This is a genomic window from Kitasatospora sp. NPDC101108 (assembly GCF_055584725.1).
On the sequence record NZ_JBVJLM010000004.1, the window covers coordinates 495,278 to 521,814 of the forward strand.

Annotated in this window: 22 protein-coding genes and 3 pseudogenes; 14 read left to right on the plus strand and 11 right to left on the minus strand. The window is 70.7% G+C overall.

Annotated elements, in window-relative coordinates; genetic code table 11:
• Nucleotides 1-580: 580 nt before the first annotated feature.
• A complete protein-coding gene (locus ACZ6Z8_RS13200) occupies nt 581-1,543 on the minus strand; it encodes a zinc-dependent alcohol dehydrogenase family protein (RefSeq protein ID WP_465609076.1) in 963 nt (320 codons plus the stop codon).
• 163 nt (nt 1,544-1,706) lie between these two features.
• Here ACZ6Z8_RS13200 and ACZ6Z8_RS13205 point away from each other — a divergent pair, with 163 nt between their 5' ends.
• Entirely contained in the window at nt 1,707-2,360 is a 654-nt protein-coding gene (locus ACZ6Z8_RS13205) for a TetR/AcrR family transcriptional regulator (protein ID WP_465609077.1), read from the plus strand.
• Nucleotides 2,361-2,599: 239 nt separating this feature from the next.
• Here ACZ6Z8_RS13205 and ACZ6Z8_RS13210 read toward each other — a convergent pair whose 3' ends face one another.
• Nucleotides 2,600-4,120: an IS1182 family transposase gene (locus ACZ6Z8_RS13210; protein ID WP_465609079.1), complete on the minus strand. Its 1,521-nt coding sequence runs from the start codon at nt 4,118-4,120 to the stop codon at nt 2,600-2,602.
• 239 nt (nt 4,121-4,359) lie between these two features.
• On the opposite strand from ACZ6Z8_RS13210, the gene ACZ6Z8_RS13215 reads away from it, so the two are divergent.
• On the plus strand, nt 4,360-4,539 hold the full coding sequence (locus ACZ6Z8_RS13215) for a type IV toxin-antitoxin system AbiEi family antitoxin domain-containing protein (RefSeq protein ID WP_465609081.1): 180 nt from the start codon (nt 4,360-4,362) through the stop codon (nt 4,537-4,539).
• Between the two features lie 1,032 nt (nt 4,540-5,571).
• Entirely contained in the window at nt 5,572-6,114 is a 543-nt protein-coding gene (locus ACZ6Z8_RS13220) for a GNAT family N-acetyltransferase (protein WP_465609083.1), read from the plus strand.
• A 427-nt stretch (nt 6,115-6,541) separates the two neighbouring features.
• On the opposite strand, the gene ACZ6Z8_RS13225 is transcribed toward ACZ6Z8_RS13220, so the two are convergent.
• On the minus strand, nt 6,542-7,123 hold the full coding sequence (locus ACZ6Z8_RS13225) for an ArsR/SmtB family transcription factor (RefSeq protein ID WP_465609085.1): 582 nt from the start codon (nt 7,121-7,123) through the stop codon (nt 6,542-6,544).
• Nucleotides 7,124-7,603: 480 nt separating this feature from the next.
• Here ACZ6Z8_RS13225 and ACZ6Z8_RS13230 point away from each other — a divergent pair, with 480 nt between their 5' ends.
• Nucleotides 7,604-8,656 (plus strand): hypothetical protein, encoded by a 1,053-nt coding sequence (locus tag ACZ6Z8_RS13230; RefSeq protein ID WP_465609087.1) that lies wholly within the window; start codon nt 7,604-7,606, stop codon nt 8,654-8,656.
• Between the two features lie 411 nt (nt 8,657-9,067).
• On the opposite strand, the pseudogene ACZ6Z8_RS13235 reads toward ACZ6Z8_RS13230, so the two are convergent.
• The 3 genes and pseudogenes from ACZ6Z8_RS13235 to ACZ6Z8_RS13245 form a co-directional block, all read right to left on the minus strand.
• Nucleotides 9,068-9,223 (minus strand): annotated as a pseudogene (locus tag ACZ6Z8_RS13235) (DUF6296 family protein); the annotation flags it as partial.
• The gene (locus tag ACZ6Z8_RS13240; protein ID WP_465609089.1) at nt 9,220-9,504 is read right to left on the minus strand and encodes an STAS domain-containing protein; all 285 of its coding nucleotides are present in this window, start codon (nt 9,502-9,504) and stop codon (nt 9,220-9,222) included. The pseudogene ACZ6Z8_RS13235 and the gene ACZ6Z8_RS13240, both read right to left, overlap by 4 nt.
• Nucleotides 9,505-10,085: 581 nt before the next feature.
• A complete protein-coding gene (locus ACZ6Z8_RS13245) occupies nt 10,086-10,871 on the minus strand; it encodes a helix-turn-helix domain-containing protein (protein WP_465609091.1) in 786 nt (261 codons plus the stop codon).
• A 63-nt stretch (nt 10,872-10,934) separates the two neighbouring features.
• Here ACZ6Z8_RS13245 and ACZ6Z8_RS13250 point away from each other — a divergent pair, with 63 nt between their 5' ends.
• On the plus strand, nt 10,935-11,741 hold the full coding sequence (locus ACZ6Z8_RS13250) for an SDR family oxidoreductase (RefSeq protein ID WP_465609162.1): 807 nt from the start codon (nt 10,935-10,937) through the stop codon (nt 11,739-11,741).
• Between the two features lie 270 nt (nt 11,742-12,011).
• Here ACZ6Z8_RS13250 and ACZ6Z8_RS13255 read toward each other — a convergent pair whose 3' ends face one another.
• The gene (locus ACZ6Z8_RS13255; RefSeq protein ID WP_465609093.1) at nt 12,012-13,331 is read right to left on the minus strand and encodes a protein kinase domain-containing protein; all 1,320 of its coding nucleotides are present in this window, start codon (nt 13,329-13,331) and stop codon (nt 12,012-12,014) included.
• A gap of 694 nt (nt 13,332-14,025) precedes the next feature.
• Between ACZ6Z8_RS13255 and ACZ6Z8_RS13260 the strand changes: the two genes are divergently transcribed.
• The 4 genes and pseudogenes from ACZ6Z8_RS13260 (at nt 14,026) to ACZ6Z8_RS13275 (ending at nt 17,770) form a co-directional block, all read left to right on the plus strand.
• Nucleotides 14,026-14,301: a helix-turn-helix domain-containing protein gene (locus ACZ6Z8_RS13260; protein WP_465609095.1), complete on the plus strand. Its 276-nt coding sequence runs from the start codon at nt 14,026-14,028 to the stop codon at nt 14,299-14,301.
• Between the two features lie 428 nt (nt 14,302-14,729).
• Entirely contained in the window at nt 14,730-15,002 is a 273-nt protein-coding gene (locus ACZ6Z8_RS13265; RefSeq protein WP_465609097.1) for a hypothetical protein, read from the plus strand.
• Nucleotides 15,003-15,390: 388 nt separating this feature from the next.
• Nucleotides 15,391-17,069: pseudogene (gene istA, locus ACZ6Z8_RS13270) on the plus strand (IS21 family transposase).
• Nucleotides 17,066-17,770 carry an ATP-binding protein gene (locus ACZ6Z8_RS13275; RefSeq protein WP_465609099.1) on the plus strand — a complete coding sequence of 235 codons (705 nt, stop codon included), beginning with the start codon at nt 17,066-17,068 and terminating at the stop codon, nt 17,768-17,770. Before istA ends, ACZ6Z8_RS13275 begins: the two are co-directional and overlap by 4 nt.
• On the opposite strand, the gene ACZ6Z8_RS13280 is transcribed toward ACZ6Z8_RS13275, so the two are convergent.
• From ACZ6Z8_RS13280 to ACZ6Z8_RS13295, 4 genes are read right to left on the minus strand one after another with little or no spacing between them, the layout of a single operon-like run.
• Complete coding sequence (locus ACZ6Z8_RS13280) at nt 17,739-18,266, minus strand: hypothetical protein (RefSeq protein WP_465609101.1); 528 nt, start codon at nt 18,264-18,266, stop codon at nt 17,739-17,741. The two genes, ACZ6Z8_RS13275 and ACZ6Z8_RS13280, sit on opposite strands and share 32 nt — an antisense overlap.
• 47 nt (nt 18,267-18,313) lie before the next feature.
• Nucleotides 18,314-19,303 (minus strand): tyrosine-type recombinase/integrase, encoded by a 990-nt coding sequence (locus tag ACZ6Z8_RS13285; RefSeq protein WP_465609103.1) that lies wholly within the window; start codon nt 19,301-19,303, stop codon nt 18,314-18,316.
• Nucleotides 19,300-20,229, minus strand: a complete 930-nt coding sequence (locus ACZ6Z8_RS13290) for a tyrosine-type recombinase/integrase (RefSeq protein WP_465609104.1) — start codon at nt 20,227-20,229, stop codon at nt 19,300-19,302. Before ACZ6Z8_RS13290 ends, ACZ6Z8_RS13285 begins: the two co-directional genes overlap by 4 nt.
• The gene (locus ACZ6Z8_RS13295; RefSeq protein ID WP_465609106.1) at nt 20,226-21,326 is read right to left on the minus strand and encodes a tyrosine-type recombinase/integrase; all 1,101 of its coding nucleotides are present in this window, start codon (nt 21,324-21,326) and stop codon (nt 20,226-20,228) included. The genes ACZ6Z8_RS13290 and ACZ6Z8_RS13295 overlap by 4 nt, the downstream gene beginning before the upstream one ends.
• Before the next feature lie 283 nt (nt 21,327-21,609).
• Here ACZ6Z8_RS13295 and ACZ6Z8_RS13300 point away from each other — a divergent pair.
• The 5 genes and pseudogenes from ACZ6Z8_RS13300 to ACZ6Z8_RS13320 all read left to right on the plus strand — a co-directional run.
• Nucleotides 21,610-21,861: pseudogene (locus tag ACZ6Z8_RS13300) on the plus strand (ATP-binding protein); the annotation flags it as partial.
• A gap of 56 nt (nt 21,862-21,917) precedes the next feature.
• Nucleotides 21,918-22,394: a DUF6924 domain-containing protein gene (locus tag ACZ6Z8_RS13305; protein ID WP_465609107.1), complete on the plus strand. Its 477-nt coding sequence runs from the start codon at nt 21,918-21,920 to the stop codon at nt 22,392-22,394.
• 330 nt (nt 22,395-22,724) lie between these two features.
• The gene (locus tag ACZ6Z8_RS13310) at nt 22,725-23,168 is read left to right on the plus strand and encodes a hypothetical protein (RefSeq protein WP_465609109.1); all 444 of its coding nucleotides are present in this window, start codon (nt 22,725-22,727) and stop codon (nt 23,166-23,168) included.
• 376 nt (nt 23,169-23,544) lie between these two features.
• Nucleotides 23,545-23,760 carry a hypothetical protein gene (locus ACZ6Z8_RS13315; RefSeq protein ID WP_465609110.1) on the plus strand — a complete coding sequence of 72 codons (216 nt, stop codon included), beginning with the start codon at nt 23,545-23,547 and terminating at the stop codon, nt 23,758-23,760.
• A gap of 47 nt (nt 23,761-23,807) precedes the next feature.
• Nucleotides 23,808-25,904, plus strand: a complete 2,097-nt coding sequence (locus ACZ6Z8_RS13320; protein ID WP_465609112.1) for a helicase associated domain-containing protein — start codon at nt 23,808-23,810, stop codon at nt 25,902-25,904.
• The last annotated feature ends 633 nt before the right edge of the window (nt 25,905-26,537 follow it).

Genomic DNA, 26,537 nt, shown 5'->3' on the forward strand with positions numbered 1-26,537 from the left:
GCCTCGCCGGCCCAGACGGGCATCGGGGGAATCACCCCGCTGGCCACGTCGTCCTGGCGGGCCCGTGGGTCGCGGGCCAGCTCGGCTTCCCGGCCGCGCCATCGGTCGAGGTAGGGGTGGCCGAGTGTGCGGGCCGTGTACTTCTCGGTCGGCCAGCTCGCACCGCGGGCGATGCATCACTGCCTTCGGCTCCGACTACACCATCAGCTGAGCCACCCCGGAGCCGGGATCCGGAGTGTGGGACCGACCCCGGCCCCTCACGACCCCAGCCGGTTCCGCTCCCGGTCGCCGCCGACGCCGGGGCCGGCGACCCGGTTCAGCTCCGGGCGTCAGCGCCTGGCCAAGGCTGGCCGGGCGCAGCGCCCGGGCCGTGGCCTGTACGCGCAACTGGACCGCTGACCCGCGGGCCCAGCCCTGCCGACGGCCGGTTCCCGAATCTGGGACGCCGGGTGGCCGCCATCTGTGGGCGGCGGCCTCGTGTGTCTTCTCGGGGGCTCGGCAGCCTTCTGAAAGCAACGGGCGGGCCCTGTCCCTGGTCAGAGACCCCGCACAGCCGGTCGGTGGCCTTCCGAGGGCCGGGTCAGGGGGCCAGCACGACCCTGCCGAACACCTGTCCCGTGTCCATCCGGCGATGGGCCAGCGCCGCCTGGTCCAGGGGCAGCAGCTCGTGCACGACCGTGCGCAGGTCCCCCTGCGCGGCAGCGGCGAACTGGGACGACCGCACGGTCTGCCGGTCGGGGCCGGGCACGGTGTCCGAGCTGAAGGTGGAGAACGACAACGACCTGCGGAAGACGTCCATCAGCCGCATGCCGAAGTCCGCCGGCGGCTGGCCGCCCACCACACCGACAGTCACGAACCGCCCGTTGGGGTTCAACTTGTCCAGGAAAAGCGGAAGCTGGGGACCTGCCACGACATCGATCACCACGTCGAAACCCGTCGGTGCGTCCGGGCCACCCTCGCCGGTACGGTCAAGGACATGGGTAGCGCCCAGTTCCTGCAAGCGGGCGCCACGGTCCGCCGACGATGTGGTGACCGCCACCGCGCTCGCGCCGCGCCTGGCTGCGAGCTGGATGGCCGTGATCCCGATGCTGCCCGCCGCACCTCGTACGAGCACTGTCTCTCCCGGCGTGAGGCCGGCCCGTTCCAGAGCGAAGTGGGCGACTATGCCGGAGCTGCCGAGGGTCACCGCGTCGGCGCCGGTCAGATCGTCGGGCAACGCGAGGACATCCTCCGCCGCAGCCACGGCCTGCTCGGCGTACCCACCGGACAGGCCGGTGAACGCCCATACTCGCCGCCCGATCCACGAGGCGTCCACGCCTTCTCCCACCGCGGTGACTCTTCCCGCGACCTCGCTGCCGAGGAGGTGGCCCTCCCGGAATCCGTAGGCGGCGAGCGTTCCCCGGCGGATCACGGCGTCCACGCCGCCCACTCCGATCGCCTCCGTGGCAATCCGCACCTGTCCCGGGCCGGCAACCGGCGCGGGCACGTCGACGACCCCCAGACCGTCGGGGTCGCCAAAGGTCCTGATGACGACGGCTTTCATCTCTGCTCCTCGGGTCGGTGGGGCAACGGTTCGCAGCCGCTGCGGCCACGGGCGTCGAGCCGGCCCCACAACTGGACATCGCCGGCGAAGTGCCGGGTGGGACGGCCGTACCACCAACGGACCGTAACGGGCACCCTCGTCCGCTTGGCTAAAGTGAGACTCGATGAACGGCCAATTGCCCCAGTCGGTGCGCCGTGACGCCCGCGACAACCGGGCCCGCATCCTGGACGCCGCCTGCGCGGTGTTCGGCCAGGAGGGCCTGAACGCACCCATGCGCGAGGTCGCCCGGCAGGCGCACGTTGGCCCCGCCACGCTGTACCGTCACTTCCCAACCAAACAAACACTGATCACGGACACCTTCGCCGAGCAGCGGCGAGCCTGCCGCACGGCTGTCCGCGACGCCCTCGTGGATTCCGACCCGTGGCACGGATTCCGCAGCCTGGTCGAGCGGATCTGCGAACTCCACGCGCACAGCTGTAGATTCCCCGACGCCTACATGGCGGCCTTCCCCGAGGCCATGGACTTCGCCGCCGACCGGGAGCAGACACTGCGCGCGGTCCGCGAACTGGCCCGCCGCGCCCAGGAGACCGGGCAGCTACGGCCCGACTTCGTCGTCGACGACCTGGTCCTCATGCTGACGGCCCACCGGGGCCTCCAGGACGTGCCGCGTGCGGCCCGGACCGCGACCTCTCGCCGCTTCGCCGCCTACGTGATCGAGGCGTTCCGCGCGGCACCGCAGGCGGCGGTGCCTACGCCGCTGCCCCCTGCCGTGCGATGGTGGACGGGGCGGCCCGGACACGGGTTACCGCAAGGGTGAGGCCTGGTGGGGCAGGACCCTTGCTCCCCGGTGCCTGCCAATTGCCCTCCCGTGTGGGTCCCCCTTAGTTCGCCCAGTCGACGGCCTGGGCGCGATGCCCGCACCGGTGCCGGCTCCCGCGCACCGTGGGCCTCGGCGGCACCGTGATCATGATCCATCGCCACCCCATCGACTGTCTGCCGTGGACGAGCCGTCCTTAGAACCGGCTCCGGCGGTCCACCGGCGCCCCCGCTCTACCGCTAGATGTTCTGACCACGGAGGTTGAGGGCGGCGGCGCGGTTGTGGAGCCAGGTGTTGTTCTTCAGGACGCCTCGGTAGGGGACGCGGCGGTTGCCGCGGGCGGTGAGCCAGGCGATGGCTCGTTCGACCGGTGGCCGCCAGCGGCGGTACTCGGTCTGCCAGTTGGGCTCGGTGGCGTTCTGGCGGGCGGCTTTGAGGCGGTTGTACTGGGGGTGGACGTTGAACGTGCGGCCGGTCTTGGAGCGGGTGCAGCGTTCGCGCAGCGGGCAGGTGCGGCAGAGGGTCTTGAACTGGGCCCGGCGGTTGCCGTTCGCGAGGCGGCGGCCGAGGGCTTTGGTGTGGCCGGCCGGGCAGGTGACGGTGCCTGCGGTGGTGTCGACATGGAAGTCGTCGGTGGTGAAGCCGCCCGGAACGGCGGGCTTCAGCGGCGGAGGCTTGATGATCAGGGTGTGGCCGTCGGCTTCGAGGGCTTCGCGCAGGTCGCCGGTGCCGTAGGCGGTGTTGCCGAGGACAGTCAGGTCTTCGGTCTCGTCGGCGAGCAGGTCCTGCGCGACGGCTGCTTCGTGGTTGTCGGCCCCGCTGCCCTGGGTGAGCTCGACCTCGGTGAGCAGGCCGGTCTCAGGCTCGAACGCGGCGTGGGCACGGAAGCCGTCCTGGTGGCGGGTTCGGTTCTTGTGGATGTGCCTGGCCTCGGGGTCGACGGTGGACACGATGCGGTTGTGGGCGGTCCCCTGGGTGATTCGCCAGCGGCCGCCGCGCCCGTCGTCGGCAGGTTTGACGTCCTGTCCGGCGACCAGGGCCAGCAGGCCGACCGCGTCGGCGGCCATCTCGTCGAGCTGCCGCTCGGGCAGGCGGCCGAGCAGGTTGAGCGCGTCGGTGACCAGGGCGTCCACGAGTGCGGCGCGGGCGGCCTCGTCGTTCCAGGCGATGCGGGGCTTGCCCGGGTCGGTGTAGTCGTGCGCGGTGCACCAGGTGGCGGCAACCCGCTCCGCGCCGGGCACGTCGCGGATGACCCGGCGGATCGCGGCGACGAGCTGGGTGACGGTGTCCTGGGTGGCGACCGCGTCGTCCAGCACGGTGGAGTCCAGGGCTCGCCGGTGCTTGCCCTTGAGGACGCCGGTGGCCGCGATGACCTCCTTGACCTTGGTGAACAGCCGGTTCGGGTCCGCCGAGCGTTGCAGGCGCCGCCGGAAGTAGGTCAGCAACGAGGGGTCGAACGCGGTGTCGTGCAAGCCAAGTCCGCAGGCGGCTTTCCAGCGCAGATCGCAACGCAGTTCCTGGACCGTGTCAAAGTCCGACAGCCCGTGCGGACTCTGCAGCACCACCGTCGCCGCGAGGACCTGCGGCGGCATGCTCGGCCGCCCGTTCGCCGAAGGGTACATGTCCGCGAACATCGAACCCGGGAACAGCGCTTCCCGGTGCTCGGCCAGGAACGCGAATACGCTCCCCGCCGGGATCAACTCCCGGCAGGTTTCCCACACATTCGGCCCGACCAGCCCACCAGCCCAATCCCCCTGCACACACAGCAGTCTGGCCTCGCCTCGGACCGGGCGAGGCCAGAACCTGAAAGATTTTCAGTGATCTTCTAGACGGCGCCGACCGGCCCCCCGACGGCGCGCGGCCGCGCACCACGGCGAAGAAGGCGGCCGCCGTCAGAGGCATCGGGCTGGTGCGGACCGGCGCCGCACCGTCCACCGAGACGAGCGAAACACCTGCGCCCGCGCCCAGGCGGTGAACCACCGGTGCCACCTCCGAAAACGTGCTGGCCGTACTGGCCGACGCCGAGGGACTGCTGCGCGCCCAGGAAGTAACCGCCCGGCTGGGAATCGAGGAATCGGCGGACACCGTGAACGCAGTGCGCACCGTGCTGGAGCGCCTGGCCAAGGCCGGCCGGGCGCAGCGCCCGGGCCGTGGCCTGTACGCGCAACTGGACGGCTGACCCGCGGGCCCAGCCCTGCCGGCCGCCGGTTCGCGCAGCTGCCCCTGTCCTCACCGCCAGGCCGGTCGAGTGACATCGCCGGGTTCGGCCCGGAGTGTCCTGGCGTCGCCATCCCTGTCTGAGATGCCGGATGGCCGCCACTACCTAGCGGGTAGCGGCCTCGAGCACCTTCTCGATGCCTCGGCCGCCTACGGCCGCCCCGGAGATCGCCGGGGGTGGACCCGTAATCGGCTGGGCTCGGGCGCGCGGCGCCGAGGTCCACCCCACCGCCTGGGCGTGCGTGCCCGGCCACCGCGAGGACGTCTTCCAGTAATGACCTGACCGTCTCCTTTCCCGGTCACCGATGACCTCCCCGCATCGCGCCGGCCGGCGCGATGCGGTGGGCGTGTCGTGGCCCGCATGACCGTTCCCGGCGGGGGCACGCTGTCGTCCATGACGACACCTCGACCCCGTCGCAGCCGGCGCCTCTCCCGTGCCAAGGCCCTGGGAGTGCCACTGAGCACGCTGGACACGCAGCGCCCACCTGCCGTCCCCGCACCGCCCCGCCTGCCCGCACCGGCGGCGGAGCGGCCCGCACCGGAGGCGCCCGTGCCCGGCGTCCCCGCCCCGGCCCGCGTGCGGAAGGAGCCGTGCTGCCGGGTGCGCACCGAACGGTTCGTCAGCCTCGGCGGCACCGTCTTCATGATCCACCGCCATCAGCCCGCCTGCCCGCGCTTGACCATTCCCGCCACAACCTGAACCCCCGGGCGGGGCCTCCTGACGGGTCAGACAGTTGTTTCCTGGGGGTGTCGGGGCAGGCCACCCGCACGTACTCGCCAAGGTCGGGGGACAACCAGTGCCGATCCTGTTCGAGTTCTGCACCGAAGCCAGGCCCGACCACGGTCTCATCGAGGTGTACGACTCGACGCCTACCTCACCAACTCCGAGGCTGTCAGTCAGAGCTGGGACACGGTGGTAGTGGGCACCGGTAACCGGAGATGAGGGAGCGGCGGGCGGGGTCGGTTGGCGGGAAGTTCCCGGGACTGGCCGCGCATGGCGCTGGTGGGCGGCTACCGTGCCGTCATGCCAGCCGATCCTGTTGCCGGCCGCCTGGGGGCCGTGGCCGATATCGAGAAGGTGCTGACGATCATCGGTGCCGCCGATGCCCGGCGAAGCGGGCGTGCGCCGGGAGGGGAGGCAAGTCGTGAGCGCGCGCGCCGCAGACTCGCCGGTCCGGACGCGTTCTTCGTCGTTGCCCGGAGCGCCGGGGCGGAACTGGTCGGTGTCGCCGCCGGGATGAGCGGCCGCCGGGACGGCGGCACGGGCCCCGCCATTGCAGGGCTGTGCCACATCAGCATGGTCGCCGTCCACCCCGGGCACTGGGGGCGGGGAGTGGGCAGGAAACTCCTTGTGGCTCTGCTCTCCTACGGCCTCGAGCGCGGCTACGACCGGTTCCAGCTGTTCACCCACGCCGACAACTTCCGTGGCCGGCGTTTCTACGAAGCCCTCGGCTTCGCGCTCACCGGTCAGACCGGAATGTCCGACGACGGTGAGAGCATCGTCCACTACCAGTGGGTGCCCCCGCGGTTCCCCTGACGCCGGGGACCACCCCGCGCCGCACACGCCTGTCGGGTTGTGGGGCCAGCAGCGGCAGGGCACGGGTATCAGCCGCCTGAACTCGTAGGCACGGAAAAGGCCCCTTGGGGCCCGGATCCGGCGGCAGCCGGAATTCCGTGACTGGCGCCGTGACCCCTCCGAACCAACCAGCAGGAGAATGTGGGAGCCCAGCCCGGGCGGCGGCAGCGGCACGGGCGGTCAGCCCGCTGAAGGACCACCGCGAGCTTGCGGGTACCGAGCTGGGACCTACGGTCCCAGCGGCGACGGTTCCCGGGGACCAGCCCGTGACCGCCGTGCGGTCGCCGCACGTCAGTTACCAGTAACTCGTGCTGTGACCCCATGCGTTCACCGGGTTGGCGCTGGCGGCGCCTGAACCGGAAGATCCGGTTGTGGCTTGCGGCCGACCCTAGGCATCCTGCCGTAGCAACAGGCTGCCGAGTGTGGTGCGTCGGTGCAGGACCGCCTTGCCGGCACGCGAAGTGGAAATCAGTCCGGCGCCGCGAAGCGCTGCGGGGTGAGCCGAGACCGTGGCGGCGCTGACGCAGAGCCGTCGGGCGAGCTCGCTCGTGGTGTGCTCCTCGGCCAGCAGGTGCAGCAGCTCGACGCGAGTGTTCCCGATCACCTTGACCAGCGCCTCCGGACCGGCAGGGCCATCGGGCTGAGGCAGAAAGCCGGCACCGGCCGGGTACGTGAGAGCAACTGGGCGGTCGGGGAGGTCGGACAACAGCGGCCCGCCGCTCCAGTGGAAGCTGGGCAGGAGAAGCAGTCCGCGCCCGCCGAGGTGGACCTCCCGCGGCTTGCCCGGGAGCTCCCCAACGCCTCCCTGCAGGCGGGCGCCAGGCACCAGCCCGGCCAGCACCGAGGCGACGCCACCTGAGGCGAGTTGCACGGCCCGACGCACGAACTCGGCGTGGTGCAGGTCCTGCACCTGGGCCCAGACCGGGCCGAGCAGCACCTCGAACGCCGCATGCTGCGCACGCTGAATCAAACGCCACGCCCCGGGGGCACCCCGGTGCAGTTCGTGGATCCACGCCGGGGCGGGCGTGGACGCCCCTTCGTAGACCCGTTCCAGTTGGCACTGACGAGCTCCGCCGGGGCCGAGCGGACCTGTTCCAGGGCGTCCGGGAGCGAATCCGCCAGCACGTCCAGAAAGCTCGGCGCCCGCCCGGCCGGAACGAGGTCCGCGAGCGGGAGGGCCGCCTTCGGCAGAGCACGCAACGCCCTGCGCCGCCATGAGCCGTGGAGAAGCTCGCCATCGCGGCGGCACATCATCGTCAGCGCCACGTTGAGCTCCTGGAGCGGCGCCGGCCGAGGCGCGAGGCTGACCCGGGCGAAGTCGTCCGGCGTGAAGTGGATCCGGAGCACGGCTCCCCCTGCGTGTCGGCCCCGACAGTGTCCCGGGCGCCATCCTTGAGCCCCCAACCTAAACGATCGCGTGCGTCGGTCCGGGCGGGACAGCATGCGCTGCATGACCCACGACATCTCCATCAGCCGACGCACCGTCACCAGGTCCGTACTGCTGGGCTCCGCCGCCCTGCTGCTCGGCGTCGGTGGCCGCGCCCACGCCGACTCCCGGGCCACCGTCGCGGGCCCAGTCTCGGGCGATGCCGTCCTCACCCTGCCCGCGCCCACCGGCCGCCACCGGGTGGGGTGCCAGCCGGTGTACCTCGTCGACGACTCCCGGCGCGACCCCTGGGACCCCGCGATCCCCATGAGGGAGCTCATGCTGACGGTCTTCTATCCCGCCCGCGACGTCACCGGCCTCGCCCCCGGCACCGCAGATGCCGCCGCAGGCCGCGGACGCTTCGGAGGGATCGTCCCGCTCACGCCGCTCCACCTGCCCGCCGCGGGCGTGAACTGGGGCGCTACCCGGTCCCACGCGTTCGAGGGCGCATCGCCGCTGCCGGGCCGCTGGCCGGTGCCGGTCCACAGCCCCGGCGGCGGCGACCCGCGCGGCCTGGGGACATCCCTGGCCGAAGACCTGGCCAGCCATGGCGCCGTCGTCGTCTCGGTCGACCACCCCGGCGACGCCGCAGCGGTCCAGTTCCCGGATGCCCAGCCGTACCGGGACGGCAACGTGCGGACGACCGTCTTCCGCGGCGACCCGCGGGACCAGCCGGCCGTGGCCCGCACGATGATCGACGCGCGGATCGCCGACCTGCACTGCGTCCTCGACCGGCTCGGCCGCGCGGCCGACCTGCCACTGCCGCGCGGCCTCGCCCAGACGCTCGACCTGGCCGCCTCGGCGTCTATGGGCACTCGCCGGCGGCAGCGCCGTGACCGAGGTGATGTACGAGGACCGCCGGGTGCGTGCCGGGATCAACCTGGAGGGCTACCTGGACTACCCGCCCTCCGCGCCCGGCGCCGCCGCCGAACCGTTCCCAGTCACGCAAGACGGGATGGACAGGCCACTGCTCCTGCTCGGCAGCGAGGAGTTCAACCGCCGACAGGAACTGGACCGCTCCTGGTCGGCCGTGGCCGCGCTCTCCGGTCGATGGGTCCGCAGCGCACGTGTCGCTGACGCCAACCACTGGACCTTCACCGACTATGCCGCGATGCTCCCCCAGCTCCAGGCAGTCGGTTTGATGACGGCAACGGAGAGGAACGTGCTGATCGGCACCATCAACCCAACGGTATCGGTCCCCAAGGTCCGCCACACGATCCGCAGGTTCTTCGCACGACACCTGGCCGGCCACTGATCTGAAAGCAACGGCCCATGACCGCACAGGTTCACCACGGCCGGCCGGTTCCAGCGTTGGCCGGTAGGTCGGTCCTCCCAGGTCCTCCGGGCGAGGTCCTTGGCGGGCCCCGGCCGGGTCCGGTGTGTTGTCGGGTGGGCCTCTTGATATGGGCATGGGGCGTGCAGGTAGGTGTGCTGGCCAGTGTGTTGGCCGGGGCCGGCGGGGGTGGCGAGTGGGCGGACGATGTCGTCCGTGATTTCGACGCGGAAGGTGCCGGTGGCGTCGGCGAACACCGGTTGGCCGTCTCGGGTGGTCTCGCCGGTGGCGTGGACGATGATGACCTCGGGAGGGGCGTGGCCGCCGGGGACGCCGGGCAGGGTGATCGCGTAGCGTGGCGAGGTGTTCATGGCTGGCTCCGCCGATGGGGGCGGTCGCCGTGCAGGGCCGCGTAGACGCTGTCACGGATGGTGAATACTTCGTCGGTGCCGGTGACTTGGAGGAGTCGGCGGACCTGGGGTGAGAGGGACGTCAGAACGAGGAGGGTGCCGGTCAGGGCCGCGTCCTGGAGGAGGAGGGCGTTCGGGCCGGAGGAGTCGCAGAAGCTGACGGCGGCCATATCGACGATCAGCTGGTGCGGGCGCTGGTTGACGGCCCGCCGGCGGAATCTCGACGGCCCGGCCAACCGCACCGGCCTCGGCGACGATTGGGGCGAACCGGCCGATCACGTCTTTGGCCGCTCGCGCGGAGGTCTGAGCACCAAGGTCCACCTGGCGAGTGATGCGTGTGCCCGCCCGCTGGCCCTTGTCAAGCGGCCCTTGTCGTCGGTGAGCGCGGCATGCCGTGGCTTTTGTGCTTACCGGACTGTGCGCCGTGAGGCGCTTGTTGTTCGAGTGGAGGTGGGTCCAGCGGGCCGTCACCTTCCGGCCTGGCGCCCGGACAGCAACGGGGTGGCCGCCGCGGGGTGGCCCTGCCCCTGGCATCACACCCGCGGACGCGGCGGTACCCTGGCTCCCCTTCAGGGGCGGGTGCCGCCCGGCGCCCTCAGTGGCCTCCTTGGCCGCTGGTGTGCCCGGGGACGACCTGCACTGTCCGCACGGGCCGGAGCCACCGTGCGCGGACTCACCAGTGGTCCCGCTTCCTCGTCATGCCCCGCGCCGACGGGGCAGCCGACGTTCATCCTTGAGGGCCTGCTCGGCGGGCATCGCGGCACCATGCCAGGGTCGGCGGGGTCGGACGAAGCGTCCCTGCCGGTGACGGGTGTCTGGTGCGTCACAGGAGACGTGCAAGGGCCGCCTCGGAGGGGCTGCCGGCCGTCGCCTGGTACACGATGACCACCTGGTGCTCGGCGCCGCCGACGGTGAGGGCCTGCCTTCGCAGAGCGAGGCTGCCGACGACCGGGTGCGTGAAGCGCTTGAGTTCGTCCCGGGCGGGCCGTGTCTCGTGCCGCGTCCACAGACGACGGAACTCCTCGTCCGTCTCCAGTTCGCCGACCAGGCGGACCGTCCTGGGGTCGCGCGGGTCGGCTTCGGCGCGCAGGGCCGCTGCGGTCTGCGCCGCCACCTGCGCCCAGTCGGGGAAGAGCCGCCGGGACGCCGGGTCGAGGAACACCGCTCGGACCAGGTTGCTGCCGGGCTCGTACATCGGGGCGAGCGCGCGGGTCTTCTTGTTCGCCGCCAGCACGTCGAAGTACCGGTTCCGCACGTACGCGGGGAGGTCTGTCCACGCGTCGAGGAGCCGGTGCACGTCCGGGGAGACCTCGGTCCGTGACGGCGGCTCAGGGGCCGGACCGGCGAGGGCGTACAGGTGGGCGGAGGCGTCGGCGTCCAGTTGCAGCGCCCGCGCGAGGGAGCGCAGCACCTGGGGAGAGGGATGCCGGTCGACGCCCTGTTCGAGTCGGACCAGGTACGGCTCGCTGATTCTGGCGAGCCGGGCCAGTTCCTCCCGGCGCAGTCCCGCCACCCGGCGGCGTCCGCCGGCGGGCACCGCCACGTCCGCCGGAGCGACCCGTGCGCGCCGGGCCTTGAGGAAGTCTCCCAGAAGATTGTCGGCCACCATGCCGTGAGGGTAACCCTGCGGGGGTGCTGGCTGCCGAGGTGCGATCGGCGCATGCTCGACGTCATGAAGACCTGGTTCATCACCGGCGCGTCCCGCGGCTTCGGCCGCATCTGGGCCGAAGCCGCTCTCGACCGCGGCGACCGAGTCGCCGCCACCGCACGTGACCCCGAAACGCTGCGGCCCCTCCTGGACGCCCACGGGGACGCCGTCCTCCCCCTTGGACTCGACGTGACCGACCGCACCGCCGTCACTGCTGCGGTGCGGCGGGCCGCCGAGACCTTCGGCCGCCTGGACGTGGTCGTCAACAACGCGGGCTACGGCCTGTTCGGCATGGTCGAGGAGACCACCGAGGAACAGGCCCGCGCCCAGCTCGACACCAACCTGTTCGGCCCGTTGTGGGTGACGCAGGCGGCCCTGCCGTACCTGCGGGGCCAGGGCAGCGGTCACATCCTGCAGGTCTCCAGCCTCGGTGGCCTTGCCGCGTTCCCCACGCTCGGGCTGTACAACGCCTCGAAGTGGGCTCTGGAGGGGATGAGCGAGGCCCTGGCCCAGGAGGTCGCCCCCTTCGGGATCCACGTGACCCTGGTCGAACCCGGCCCCTACGACACCGACTGGTCCGGGGCCTCCGCCGTGCACACCGAGCCGCTCCCCGCCTACGAACCCGTCCGCGCCGCGCGCCGGGCCGGGGCCTCCGCCCGTACGCCCCAGGACGCTCGGGACACGGCCGCCGTCGTCCTCGAACTCGTCGACACCGACGCACCTCCCCTGCGGCTCTTCCTCGGCACCTACCCCTATCCGGTAATCGAGGCGGCCTATCGGAAGCGGCTCGACACGTGGAACGACTGGCGGCACCTCGCGTCCCGTGCGTGACCGGTCCGGGCGCTTAGGCACAGGTTGTCTTTACCCCACTGCTGCGGGTCGGTGTCCGGCTGCCGGCTGCCGGCTGCGCCCTGGCGCCCCTGGCGTCCCGCCTGGGGTGTGACCTGTGGTGGGTTGGCTTGGTTGTTTTGGTGTGTTTTAGGTGTTTTGGGTGGTGTTGGTTGGTCCGGTGTTGGCGGGGTCGGGTGTCGGGTTCCACCTCTTTCGCCGTGTGCTGCGGCGCCCGACCTCGCTTGTGTGCGTGGTCACGAGCCCGGTTGTTCATGTCGAGCGCGCCTGCCGGGTTTTGATGTCGCGGTAGCAGTACGCCGCGACAGCCAGGACGATCATCACGAGGACGGGCCACCATGTTGAGAGCCCCGAAAGAAGATCACTCCAGTAGTGGGTCAAAAACGCTGCGAGCTGCACGGCGATGGCCGCCACCGCCGCGTATCCCGTCCCGCGCGTCAGGTTTGTAGAGTGCGGTTTGAGTAGTGCCGTGGCCACTATGGTGATCGCCAGGTCGACCGTAACCCCGATCGGGGAGCTCAGCGAGAAGAGGATGAGCAGCCATAGGCATGCAAGCCGTGTCGCGCGGACACCGCGTGGCGGGGCTTGCGGCGGCACGGTGTCCCGCTGTGGGGGGAGGCTACTTGCTCTGCGGGGAGGTGCCACAGGCGGGCTCGCGGTCGCCGCTGTCCTGGAGGGGGCTGGGGTAGACCCTCCCGCTGGCGGCGCGGGGCCTTGGACGGGCTCGGCCGTGCGGTCGAGGTGTCGCAGCGCCTGAGAGAGGGCAACGGCGCTCGGATACCGCTGATCGGGGTGCTTCTCCAGCAGCCTGAGCACGAGCTCGTCCCACGCGGAGGGCACGCCGGCAGATACCAAACTGGGCGCAGGAGGTTCTTGGGCGAGATGCGCCGAGAGGTAGCCCATGGTGTCAGGGGCCTGGAAAGGAAGCCGGCCGGTGATCAGCTCGAAGAGAAGGCAGCCGAGGGCGTACAGGTCGCTGCGCGGTTGCGGGAAGCCGCGTGCTTGTTCGGGCGCCATGTAGGGGGGTGTACCCACGATGAAGCCGTCCTGGGTGAGGCGGTCCTCTGTCGCGTAGGGGTCGACTGCCCGCGCGATGCCGAAGTCGAGGACCTTCACGGTGCCAGACGATGTGATGAGGATGTTGGACGGCTTGATGTCCCGATGGATGATGCCGGCTGCGTGCGCCTCGGCGAGCGCGTCGCATACCTGCGCTCCCCACCGAGCCGCCTCCGCCAAAGTGACGGCACGCCGGCGCAGCAACATATCCAGGCCCTCACCGCGGACCAACTCCATCACCAGGAACGGGACCCGTTCGTCTTCCGGGCCCATCTCGCCGAGGTCGTGGATGGTCACAATGTTGGGGTGCTGCAGCTGGGCGGTAATCCGTGCCTCCCGCAGGAACCTGGCCCGTGCCTCGCCACCACGACTCCCGGCACCGGCGAGCAGGGAGACCACCTTGACCGCGACGTTCCGGCCCAGCGTCTCGTCCTGCGCCTCCCACACCTGCCCCATACCGCCCTCACCGAGCTGCCGCACCAACCGGTAACGACCCCCGAAAAGCTGATCCCGCACCGCTACACCTCCGCCCGCAGCGGCAGGAACTGCGCACTGGCGCGCCGCTTGAAGCTGTCCCATTCGGTCATTCCGCTCCCCTGGTGTTGCATCCGATCCTCTGGACCAGAGTGCACGGCGGCACGGCCCGCTGGTGGCCGTTTCCCCACTCCTGCCGACAACCGAGCTGACCAAACCGAAACCGAAGGCCGCCACCCACTGGATCCGCTGGGAGCAGTCCGGGCGGTAGCGCGGCGGGGGCACGTCCAGACTGGTACAGGCCGGTCCGCGTCCGAACCCCCGAGCGGGCAGCGGACCGGTGCCCTCATCCACTCGCCGCTTTCCGCCGACGGCTCTGCTCTCCGGCCGTTGGAGCGCTGGCGGGTGGCATGTCCCGCGGCCGAAATTCCGCAGGTCAAGGCCCTGGCCATGGGTGGATCGGCGGGTTTAGCATTCGCGGCACGGCGGCCTCACCACAGCGCCCACCGGGCCGTCGAGCAGAGCAGCCGCGCCTTCTGTCGGCGCTGCTGGCCTCCCGTTGGCCGGGCCCGCGTGGAACGCACCCCCTCGTTCCCGGGCTCGGCCGTCTGCGCTTTCCGTCACGCTCCTTGAACGTATTCGACCGTCGACCCGGTACGCACTCCCGTCATTCGATCGAGGGATCTCATCCATGATTCACGGATTTTTTCCATGAACCACTGATAGGTTGTGCCGCATGGTGTTGAGTACGTTGGAGACGCTGCGGTTGACGGTGGCTGCGATCAGGCAGCGGACGGGGGAGAGTCAGCGTGAACTGGCCGCCGCTGTGGGGCTGACGCAGGACAAGGTGTCCCGCCGTCAGTCCGGGGCGCAGCCGTGGTCGCTGGATGAGGTGGACGCTCTGGCTCGGCACTGGGGGATGGGGCCGCTGGATCTGCTCGCCGGGCCCACGCACGCTGCCCAGTGTCTGGCCTGGCCTCCCGGTACCTCCGCCCAGCCGCAGCCGGGGTGACGGGTGAGTCCCGCTGATCCGAGCCGGCCGAATGAGGCCGCCCGCCTCACCCAGGAGCTGATCGACCAGGGATTCACCAAGCGTCAGGTCGCCAGGGTGTTGGGCCGTGACGCCTCGCTGGTCAGCCAGTTCTTCACCAAGGGCAAGGGCGCGGCGTTCGTGAACGCGCTGCGCCAGGTCGTGCGGGCGGTGCGCGGCGGTGAACGCGACACCGAGGCGTTGTCCGGGATCGCGGCCGAGAACGTGGAACGCCGCCGGACCCGGACGGGGCAGAAGGCGCGGGGGCGGGGCAAGGACGTCGTCGGGGCGCCTGGCGAGTCGATGGCCGGCCGCGCGGGAAGCAGGCGATTCGCCCGGGCGCCTCCCACCTCGCGCCGGTGGTCCACGCGACCGGCCAAGCCGGCGGGCGTCTGGCGTTCACAGTGCGGATGCGGGCCGACCAGTACACGATGTCGGCCGGCTCGATGGAGGACTCCCCGGGCCTGCGGCGCGGGTTCGTCCCCCGCGAGGACGGTACGGAGGAGCGCACCTACGGCTCCGCCTCCACCGGCGGGTTCGACGCCGCCGAGTGGTCCCAGCGGGTCGCCGACCACCACGGCGACGTCACCGAGGCCATGAAGGCGTGGCTGGTGGAGACCGGTCGCGCCGTCGAAGACGCCGACATCCAGTACCTCGAAGTCCGCGGCTGGATTCCCCGGTAACACCCCGGGCCCCGGCACACCTGTGACTGAGCACTTCAGTTGGCGAGTGAGCGCATGAGCTGGCGGGAAGGGCGCTCAGTTTCCCCCTGGCACGAGCAGAGGAGATGGTGAGGGGGGTGGGATCGGGCGTTTACTCCGCTCCCTGAGGCGCACCAGAGGGACCCACTCAGTGATGGTCGTCGCGCTGGCCGCGGTCGGCACGGCTGTTTCTGGCGGGTTGAAGTAGAGCCGGTAAGGCGGCGGTTCCGGGAGCCATCGGTCGGGCGATGAGATTGGGAGCCACCCGGTGTGATGGTGTGTAACATGCCGCTTTCGGCGTAATGGGTGGTTTGGGCTGTTTGGCCGCTCACGCTTTGCTTGTTGATCACGGTCGTGTCAGGAGACCGGTGTGTACAGGTCGCGTGAGTGGATCTTTGAGCGTATTTGCCGGGACAAGCGCCTGGACCCGACAGTGTCGGGACGGGAGCTTGCCCAGCGGTATCGGGTGTCGCGGAACACGGTCGCGAAGGCGCTGGTGTCCCCTGTGCCGGCGAAGCGGAAGAAGCCGCCGCCGCGCAAGAGCGTGCTGGAGCCGGTGAAGGGCTTCATCGACGCGATGCTGCGCGAGGACCTGATGGCGCCGGGCAAGCAGCGGCACACCATCGACCGGGTTCTGGAGCGGCTTGCGGCCGAGCACGACTTCGAGCTCGCGGCGTACTCGACGGTGCGGGACTACCTGCGCAAGCGGCGCCCGGAGCTGGTCCTGGAGGCCCGGGAGGGCCGACGGCACCTCGACGGCACGGTTCCGCAGGCCATACGCCCGGGCGAGGAGGCTGAGGTCGACTTCGCGGATGTATGGCTGGACCTGGCCGGTCAGCGCCGCAAGTGCGTGTTGTTCACGCTGCGGATGTCGTACTCCGGCAAGGCCGTCCACCGGGTGTTCGCGACCGCTTCCCAGGAGGCCTTCTTCGAAGGTCATGTCGAGGCGTTCGAGACCCTGGGCGGGGTCCCGACGGTCCACATCCGCTACGACAACTTGAAGCCGGCGGTCAAGCAGGTCCTGTTCGGCCGTTCCCGCACGGAGTCGGCCAGGTGGGCCGCGTTCCGGTCCTGGTACTCGTTCTCGGCGTTCTACTGCACCCTGGTGAGGAAGGCGCCCACGAGAAGGGCGGGGTCGAACACGAGGGCGGCCGGTTCCGGCGCAAGCACCTGGTCCCACCGCCGCAGGTCGAGTCCCTCGCCGAACTCAACGAGCGCCTGGCGGCGATCGACGCGGCCGAGGACGCCCGGCACGTCCACGGCCGGCCGACCTCGATCGGGTTCGACTTCGAGCAGGGGCGGGCCCTGCTGCGTGCACTGCCCGCCGACGCCTACGACTGCGGGATCGATCTGACGCCGGTGGTCCACCGCAACGGCAGGGTCACCGTCCGCCAGTGCTACTACTCGGTGCCGGCGAAGTTCATCGGCCTCAAGGTGCGGGTGAAGCTGCGGGCGAACGAGCTGTGGATCTACGACGGACGCCAGGTGGTGGCCCGTCACCCGAGGCTGACCCGCCGCTACACCTTCCACGACATCCTGGACCACTACCTGGAGATCCTGCTGGTCAAGCCCGGCGCGTTCGCCGGGGCCTCGGCCCTGGCCCAGGCCAGGGCCGAGGGCAGGTTCACGAAGACGCACGAGGCGTTCTGCCGCGGCGAAGAAGAAGTGCGGGGACCGGGACGGCACCCGGCTGCTGGTCGAGGTCCTGCTGCTGCACCGCCAGCTGCCTGCCCACGCCGTGATCGCCGGCATGGCCACGGTGCTCAGGATCGGGTCCGTCAGCACCGACCTCGTCGCCATCGAGGCCCGCAAGGCGATCGAGGACTCCGACGAGAACGACCACCTGCCCGGACCCGACGACGCTGCGGCGGGCGACGCGGACGAGGCCGGGGACGAGCACGAGACGGCGGACGTCGAGGGGGCGAAGGTCATCTCCCTGCACGCCAGGCGTCTGCCGCCGGACCCCGCACCGCATTGCCGGACATGTCCAAGTACGACCGGCTGCTGGCGCCGGTGAAGAACACCACCAGGAAGGGCACGAGCGCATGACTGCCACCCAGGTCGACGAGGCGACAGCCGAGCAGGTTCCACCGCGGCGGATGCCGCTGCCCGGCGAGCCGGAAGACGCCCTGATCGACGAGGCCTGCCGGGACCTGCGGCTGCCGGCCTTCCGCGAGCGGTTCGTGGAACTGGCCGCGGCCGCCCGGCGCGAGCAGGCCACCTACAAGCAGTTCCTCCTGGACCTGCTCCAGGTCGAGATCGCCGACCGTGACGTCCAGCGCCAGCAGCGGCTGGTCCGCGCGGCCAGGTTTCCTCGCCCCAAGCGGCTCGAAGACTTCGACTACGACAAGAACCCGAACGTCTCGCCTGAGGTCGTCGCCGACCTCAGGTCCCCCTCCTGGGTCCAGCAGGGCCACCCGCTGGTGCTGATCGGGGACTCCGGCACCGGCAAGTCCCACCTGCTGATCGGTATCGGCACGGCCATCGCCGAGGCCGGCCTCACCGTCCGCTACACGACCACCGCGGCGCTGGTGAACGAACTCGCCGAGGCCGAAGCAGCCAAGCGCCTCTCATCCGTGATCGCCCGCTACAGCAAGGTCGACCTTCTCTGCCTGGACCTATGCCGAGACCGCGACTATGCCGAGAAGGCTGTCGGCAAGCCTGATCGTGGGCTGTGCGGCGGCTGTTCTGCTCGGCATAGTCCGATGGCGGGCGGGTCTATCCTGCCCAGGGATTCGGGCCCTGCTTGAGGACGACGAGCCCGCAGGGCTGGTCGGCGGGCCAGAGGTCGATCCGATAGAGGAAGTGATCGCCGGGTCCGCCGTTGGTGTCGACGGCCGGTGGGTCAGACGGGATGTAGGAGACCCGGGCTCGCAATAGCCCAGCGGGAACAGTCATGCTCGGTCCGTCCTCCGGGTGGACCCCCGGGCTGGACAGGGCGAGTCGGCCAGTCGGGGCAGCCAGGTCCACCTCCACGATGTGTTCAGCCGCCGACTCGATCATTGGCGCGGACGTGTGGATGGTGATCAGCGATTCGACCATGTCATCCCGTGCGGTGCCGACGGAGATCGAGTGCGGTTCCACCCCGATGCGGTGAACGTGTACCGCTTCGTCGGTCCAGCCAGCCGGCGGCAGGTCCGGGTCTGTCGCGTGCTCGGCCATCCACGCGTCATAGGGCTCAAGGTCTTGGACATAGAACTGCCCGTGATCGGCATCGATCAGGAACTTCAACGAATCATCAGCCACCGCCGCAGGCTATCGAAGCGGACTGTCACCCCGGCTTCGCTCACGACTCACAGGCGGTCGAGGAACGCGAGGACCTTGTCGGTGGGCTGGTAGCGGCCGGGGCGGGCGGTGACCGGTGCAGTCAGGGAGAGCGCCTTCTCCTTGATGGTCATGTCGGCGTGGACGTAGGCGTCGGTGGAGCGGACGCCGGCGTGTCCGAGCCAGAGCGCGATCACCGTGGTGTCGACACCAGCCTGGAGCAGGGACATCGCGCAACTGTGGCGTAGGACGTGCGGGTGGACGCGCTTGTCGAGGAGGGTCGGGCAGGCTTCGGCAGCGGCTCGGACGTGGATGGCCAGGCGCTGGGCGACGGCGTCACGGGTGAGACGTCGCCCGGTTCGGGTGCAGAACAGCGGCTCTCCGCGCTTTCCGGAGCGTTCACCGAGCCAGGCCCGCAGCAGCCCCTGGATGCTGTGGTCCAGTGGGACGGCGCGGTGTTTGCGGCCCTTGCCCTCGCAGCGGACAGACGCGCCGTCGCCGAGGGTGACGTCGTCGCAGTCCAGGCTCGTGAGTTCGGAGACCCGCAGGCCGGTCTGGACGGCCAGGGCCAGCATCGCTTTGTCCCGCCGGCCCTCCCAGCGCCGCGGATCCGGTGCCGCGAGCAGGGCGTCGATCTCGGCGCCGGTCAGGAAGGTCACATTCCTCTTGTCGAACCGCTTGGGCGGGATGTCCAGGACGCGTTGGATCAGGAGGGCGTGTTCGGGGTGTTGCAGGGCTGCGTAGGAGAAGAGGGAGCGGATCGCGGTCAGCCGGACGTTCCGGGTGCGGGCGCTGTTGCCGCGTTCGTCCTCCAGGTAGTTGAGGAAGGCGGAGACGGCGTCGGCGTCCAGGTCGGTCCAGTCCAGCTTCTCCGGGGTGGTGCCGGTGCGCTGGTGGACGAAGCCGAGGAGGAGTCGGAGCGCGTCGCGGTAGGCGGCGACGGTGCGCGGGCTCACCTGGCGTTGGAGGACCAGCCGGTCGGTGAAGAACGACTGGAGGGTGGGAGCGATCGAGGTCATGGCCGTGCCGCCTTTCCGATGCCCTGACGGCGGGCTGCCGCCAGGGCCAGCAGTTCCGGTGCCGCAGAGAGGTACCAGTAGGTGGAGGACGGTTCCCGGTGTCCGAGGTAGGTGGACAGTGACGGGATCCTCGCCTGGACGTCGGCGCCGGTGCGATACCAGGTCAGCAGGGTGCGGACGGCGAACGTGTGGCGGAGGTCGTGCAGCCGGGGCGGATTGGGGGCGTCGGTCCCAACGCCGGCGCCGGCCACCATCTGCCGGAACGTGGGGGCGACGACGGCGTAGATCAGGCGCCGCCGGGTGCGCGAGATGAAGAACGACGGGTCCGTTGGACGTGGCGCGTCCCGGTCGCGGAGGTTGTCGTAGGCGCGGAGCGCGTCGACGCTGCTGGCATCAAGGGGAACCAGGCGGGACTTGCCGAACTTGGTCTCCCGGATCCGCAGCACGCCCTCGGCCCAGTCGATGTCTTCGTGGTCGAGTTTGATGGCCTCTCCGACCCGCAGGCCGGTGGCGGCGAGCAACCCGACGAGGGTGCGGTAGGTGGCCGCGCGCAACGGCGGGCCGAGCCTGTCGGCCTGCCCCATCACCGCAGTGACGTCGGTGTCGGAGTAGATGAACGGCTGCCGCCAGCGCTGCCGGTGCGGCAGCAGGCCCAGCGGGGGAATCTCGGTGGCCGGGTCGATGCCGCTGAGATAGCGGGCGAAGCCGCGGACCGCGGTGATCCGGCGCGGGCTCACAGTCGTCACCACCTCGCCTTCCCGTGCCCGGACCCAGGCCAGCGCGGCGGTGACGGTCACCGTGGTCTGCCCGCGTTCGTCCAGGAAGGCGACGAAGTCAGGCAGCAGCCAGGCCGCCTCGGCCAACTTGTGCCCAAGCGACCTGCGGAGCCGCAGGTAGTCGTCCAGGGCCTGCCGCAGTCCGGTCATGCCGCCTCCGTCCCGGGCCAGGGGCGGGCGACCGCGCGGAGCGCGGTGAAGTCGACCTTCGCGTAGAGCGCGGTCGTGGCCAGGTCCTGGTGCCGAAGCACCTGGCTGATCGCCGTCAGCCCGGAGCCCTGCCGCAGCATCTCCCCGGCCAGAGCGTGCCGGAGCCGGTGCGGGCCAACTGTCGGCAACCCGGCCCGCTTGCAGGCCCGTTCCACCACGTCGCCCACCAGGTCGGCGCGGATCGGTCCGCGTGGAGCCCGGTCCGTGACGAACAGACGTCGGGTGCTGACCTGGGGACGGGCTTCGGACAGGTAGGCGACCAGGGCCTCGCCGACATCGACCGGCAGCGGGAGCCGGTCCTCCCGCCGCCCCTTGCCGCGGATCGCGATCTCCCCAGACCGCCAGTCCACGTCCTCCAGTCGCAGCCGCGACACCTCGACCGAGCGCAGGCCCAGTCGGGCCAGCAGCGTCAGGATGGCGTAGTCGCGAACCCCGACCCCGCCCGCACGCGGACAGCAGTCCAGGAGCTGCTGGACATCGGCCGCGGACATCGTCGGCGGGACCGCCGCCAAGCGCCAACCGCCGACCGGCGGCACGGATGCGCCGAGCTTCATCGGGATCAGCCCCCGCAGGTGCAGGAACCGCATCAGCGAGCGCAGTTCGGCGACCTTTCCCTTCGCCGAGCCGGCAGAGACCCGGGCGCACTCCCGCAGCAGGAACGCGTTCAGGTCCGCGCCGCTCAAACTGGCCGGGGAGAACACCCCGCCCGGCATGGCCTGCTCGGCCAGGAAGCGCCGGGCGGTGTTCGCGTAACGCAGCACCGTGGTCGGTGACAGCCCGCGCTCACCGGTCATCCATTCGCGGAACTCCTCCAAGACGTCGTCCAGCGGCGACACTTCGACCTTGGGCGGCGGGACGAGCCCGGTCTCGCGCAGATAGGCGAGCAGGGGCCGCATCCCACGCGGTCCCGGGAGTCGGCGGCGGCCTGCCCGCCGCTGGTCGGTCAGGAACCGCTTCACGGTCTCCTCGCCGAGATCGGCGATCCCAAGCCCCAGTCGGGACAACCACATCCCGACCTGACCCAGGTCCTTGAGCATGTTCCGGACCGTCAGCTCGGTGTACCCCCGCGCCGTCAACCAGGACCTGTAGCCCTCGACATGCGGCGCGAGAGTGCCGGCTTTCCTGCGTGTTCCCGCCATCGCGGCCCCCTTCCCGCAAGGCTCTCTGCCTCGCGGTCAGGTGCTGCCCACCCCCGGCACTATGCAGAGACCCGAAGGCCCGGATTCACACGAACGAGGGCGCGGCGCAGCAGTCCTCGGCATAGTCGCGGTCTCGGCATAGGTCGACCTATGCCGATATCCACATAGGGTCGACGAGTTCGGCTACCTGAACCTGGACAAGAAAGGCGCGAAGCTGCTGTTCCAGATTTTCACCGAACGCGAGGAGTTCAGGGCGACCGCGGTGGCTACCAACTCCCCGTTCGCCGAGTGGGACAAGACGTTCGGCGACCCCCGGCTCTGCGCTGCCATCGCCGACCGTATTACATTCCGCTGCACACTGATCCAGACCGGCACCGAGTCCTACAGGTTCCAGGCCACCCAGGACGAGCGTCAGCGCCGCAAGGGCAACTGACGCACATGAACCGGTCGCGGCACGGATCACCGATCGACACCGAGGGGGAAAGATCCATGAGAACGCTGCCCGCCGTCACCGGCCATGACGAGTTCGACGCCCTGGTCATCCGGACCGACTACCGCGACGACGCGAGCTGGCAGGCGGTGGCGGAGGAACTGGCCAAGCCCTGGGGAGACCGGCCCTACGAGCCGCATATCCACTTCGTCGACGACCCCGCCTGGGCGGAGGCGACCGCCGACGAGGTGGTCGCGGCAGCCTGCTCCGACGAGAACCTGAGCGTCGTCTTCCTCGCCGACCACACAACGATGCAGTCCGCCCACCACGCGCTCCTCGCGGTCACCACCATCCAGCGAGAAGACTGCGAGGACGACGAGGACTACGACCTGACAACCAAATGCGGGCGCGAGTTCCGCACCCTCCCAGTGGGAGTCCAGGACATCTACGCGAACCTGAGCATCGCCAACATGGGCTTCGAGGAATACGCCGAGGCTGCACACGACGACCCCGAGGGCATCTACCGGTCCTTCTGACCAACCCGCCCCGGGCGGCGAGCGGCCCTCCCGCCCGGGACCGGCGTCGAACAACAGAGGCCGGGCCCTTCCGATCCACGCCTGTCAGGGACACGGATCAGCGGGCCCGGGACCTACAAGCTATCGGTTCGCACCCGCGTCCCCAGCCAGCCACTCCCCGGCACCTGAAGAAGTCACCCGATAGAGGTGGCTCCCGTTTCCACCGCCGATCATGAACCTGCGCTGCAGGCCATCCCCGTCACGGATGGAGCAGAGCGGCTCCCGAAACCGCCGCCCAACTGGCTCCCACACATCCCGCCGAAAACAGCACGGCTCACCACGCATTCGCCGGTGTCCGATCCAACTGACATCATCGGCGGCGTGAACCTGGATTCCGCCCGCGTGGAAGTCACCGCCGAGCTGCCCCTCTTCGGGCCCGAGGAGGACCAGCTCGGCGTCACTCCTTATACGGCGCGGCTCATCGCTGAAGGCCGGGTGCTGGGGACGGCAAAGCTGTTCAGGCTCGATGGGGAGGAGCGCGTCAACGCGCTCGACTGGTCCGAATGCCAGTCCAGCACGGCGCTGGCCGAGCTGGGCAACGCCCTGTACTTCAACCACGATGACAGCTGCCTGGACTACCACATGCACGTCTGGGATGGCCTGAGGCACGACATCCCGCGCCTCGCCGTTCTCGTCCAGGAGGTGGTCCTGGACGAGCAGCTGGAGCAGCGGGATCCGGGCCTCGCGCCGGCCTTCCTGCGCCGGGCACTGGCGGCCGTGCACCCCGAGCCGTAGGGCCACGACGACGTGTTCGCGGCCGTGCTGGCGGACGACCAGAGGTGGGCGGAGGCCGGATTCACGCCGTGCGGGACGGACGGGCTGTGGCTGAAGGCCGGGCAGATGCCGAAGGACTAGACGCTCGACTCGGATTCGTGGCAGGGCCCTGGCGTAGTTCGTGAACGGCCTCCGAGGATCAGGGAGAGTGTCCACCATCGGCGTTAGATACCCGGCTGACCTGCGAGGAAGCCATGGTCGCTGATCTGGACACTCTCCTGATTGCACTGTACGTCGAGCCAACTAATCCTTCGCCCGCCAACAACAACGCTCAGTTCCGCCAACTGAAGCGCTCAGTCACACCGGCCCCCAGACTTGGCAGAAGGAGAGCACCGCCGTGGACACCACGACCACCACCACCACCACCGCTACCGAGGCTGTCGTGCCGGCCGGGCCGCTGCCCATCCCCGCGCAGCCGACCGCCGGCACCGCCGCGGTGAACCCGTTGCCGCTGCACGGGTTCGAGAAGGACGCGGTGGCGGCCGCCGTACGGCAGGTGAAGAACGGCGGCCGCGCGACGGTGGTCGCCGCCACCGGCCCGGCAAGACCCTGATCGCGGCCGGCTGCGCCCGGCGCCTGGCGGCGCGGGGCGTTGTCCTGGTGCTGGTGCCGACGATCGAACTCCTGGAGCAGACCGCGGAGGCGTGGTCGCTGAAGGGCGGGCGCCGGGGTTTGGCGGTGGCGGGGTGTTCGCCGGAGGAGGCGCTGGAGAGTGCGGAGGCCGGCGGCCGGGTCCGGGCGCAGGTGTCGACGCAGGCCGCGCGGATCGCCGACCTGGTCGCGGCGGCGAAGCCCGGTGAGCCGGTGACCGTGTACGCGACCTACGCGTCGCTGGAGCGGATCGTCCAGGCCCACCAGCTGCACGGCCTGCCTGCCTGGGACCTGGTCGTCGTCGACGAGGCCCACCGCACCGCCGGATCCGACGGCAAGGCCTGCGCCGCCGTCCACGCCGACGACCAGGTCCCCGCCGTCCGGCGGCCGTACTTCACCGCCACCCCCAGGATCGCGGACGACCGACGCGCCAAGGACGGCCTCGCCGACCTCACCACCGGCGCGGACGGCACCGACGGCGCAGACCGCGAGGGCGCGGAGCAGCTGCCCGCGTTGTGCTCCATGGACGACGAAACCATCCACGGCCCGACCGTCTACACCTGGACCCTCGGCCAGGGCATCGAACACGGCTACCTCGCCGACTACCGCGTCCTGGTCCCCGTCGTCACCGACGAAGACCTGCGCGACCTCCTCAACCTGCCCGCCGTCGCCGACCTGCGCACCCAACGCTCCAACGAGGACCTGCTGCGCCTGGCCCTGCAGATCGCGGTGCTGCGCGCGGTCGCGGACCTGGAGCTGCGAAGGGTGATCACGTTCCACTCGCGGGTGGCCGGGGCGCGGGAGTTCGCCGCCGACCTGCCCGCGGCGGCCGCCCTGTTGAAGGACGCGGACCGGCCGGAGCGGATCTGGGCGAAGGCCGTCGCGGGCACCGACCGCCTGCGGGAGAGGCGGGCGGCTTTCGCGGAGTTCAAGGCCCACACCGGCGACGACGGCGAGGAGTGCGGCATCCTCTGCAACTCCCGCCTCCTGACGGAGGGGATCGACGTCGCCGCCGTGGACGCGGTCTGCTTCGCCGACCCCAAGAGCTCGGTGATCGACATCGTCCAGGCCATCGGGCGGGCGCTGCGTCAGTCCTACGGGCAGGGCAAGGTCTCCTGGGTCATCATCCCCGTCTACCTCCCGACACCGCTGATCGGCGACGACACGGCGACCGCCGACCCGGCCGAGGTCCGCGACGCCGGCGAGGCGGTGAAGGCCGAGGCCGACACCGAAATGGAGGCCAGCTCCTTCCGGACGATCTGGCGCGTCCTGCGCGCCCTGGCCGCGCACGACGCCCGGGTCGTGGGCCGCATCACCGAACTGCGCGCCCACCGCGCCCAGTCCGCCCCGCTCACCACCGAGGCCACCGACGGCGTGGCCGCCGAGCCCGGGACGGGCGAGCAGCCGCCGCCGGTGGTGGAGTCGCCGATCGACTGGCTGCGGATCGACGCCCGCCGGCACGCGGCGCGGATCCTCCAGACGGTGAAGCTGCGCGCGTTCAACCCGCGGGCGACCGAGTGGCAGCGCATGCACGCCGTCGCCGCCAGGTTCCACCTCGAACACGGCCACCTCGACCCCACCAACAAGGAGACGCACAGCGAGCTGATCTCCTGGCTCGACCGGCAGCGCTACCTCAACGGCCAAGGCTTGCTCGACGCCGCCCGCGTCAGCGAGCTGGACGCGCTCGGCATGATCTGGTCCAAGCACGCCAACGCCTGGGAACGCGGCTACGCCTACGCCCGTGCCTGGGCCGCCCACCACGGCCACCTCGCGATCCCCGCGACCGAGAAGCTCGACGGCTACGCGGTCGGCGCGTGGATGCGCCGTCAGCGCAAGGCCGAGACCCTCACGGCGGACCAGGCGGCGAAGCTGGACGCGCTGGACGAGTTGTGGCGCCTGGAGCCGGACTGGAACCGCTCCTACCGGCGCCTGCTCGCCTACCTCGCCGCCGGCGGCACCCTGGACGGCCCCGCCAACCGCACCGGCCTGGGCGACGACCCGGCGGTCCGGCCCGGCACCTGGCTGCGCAAGCAGGACAAGGCCCGCATCGAGGGCAAGCTGACCGGGCAGCAGAGCGCCCTCCTGGACGCCCTCCAGGCGGCATGAACCCGGGGCCGGGAGCGGGGGCGGCGATCGCACGTAGGCACCACCGCAGACGCCACCGTGGGTACCACCGCAGATGGCACCGCAGGTACCACCGTAGACACCCCGCCGCTCCCGGCCGCTCCCGCGCGTTTCCGCAGCTCAGAGGCCGTTTTTGGACGGCCGGAAAATGCGACAACCCCTTCTGTCCATCCCTTTCCCCGGCTTGCTGGTAGGTGGAGGGCGGTGGTAGGTGACGGTTCGGCCGGCAGGGGTCTGCACCCTGCGGGGCCGTGGTGATGGTGAGCGCCCGGCGAAGGCCCTGCCGGGCGACGCCAGAACGTCAGTGGGAGACGACATGAGATGTCAGTGGTCGGCGACGCCGTTGTGTCCCTGCTCGCGGAGCAGGCGCACAGGGCCGGCGCCGCGGGGCGGGGGTGCTGACAGACTTCATGTCGCCGATCACGACACTCACGCGTCGTTCGACACCGGACGCCACCCGGGGTCCGTCGGTCGCCCGAGACGCTTCCAGGGCCCGGGCGGGCGCATGCTGGAGTTGTGGTCAGGTGAGCCGCTGGGTGGTGTGTGAGGGCGTTCACGAACCCCGTCTGGCTTTGTACACGAGAACGGACAGCACATGTTCAGCACTTTGGGAGG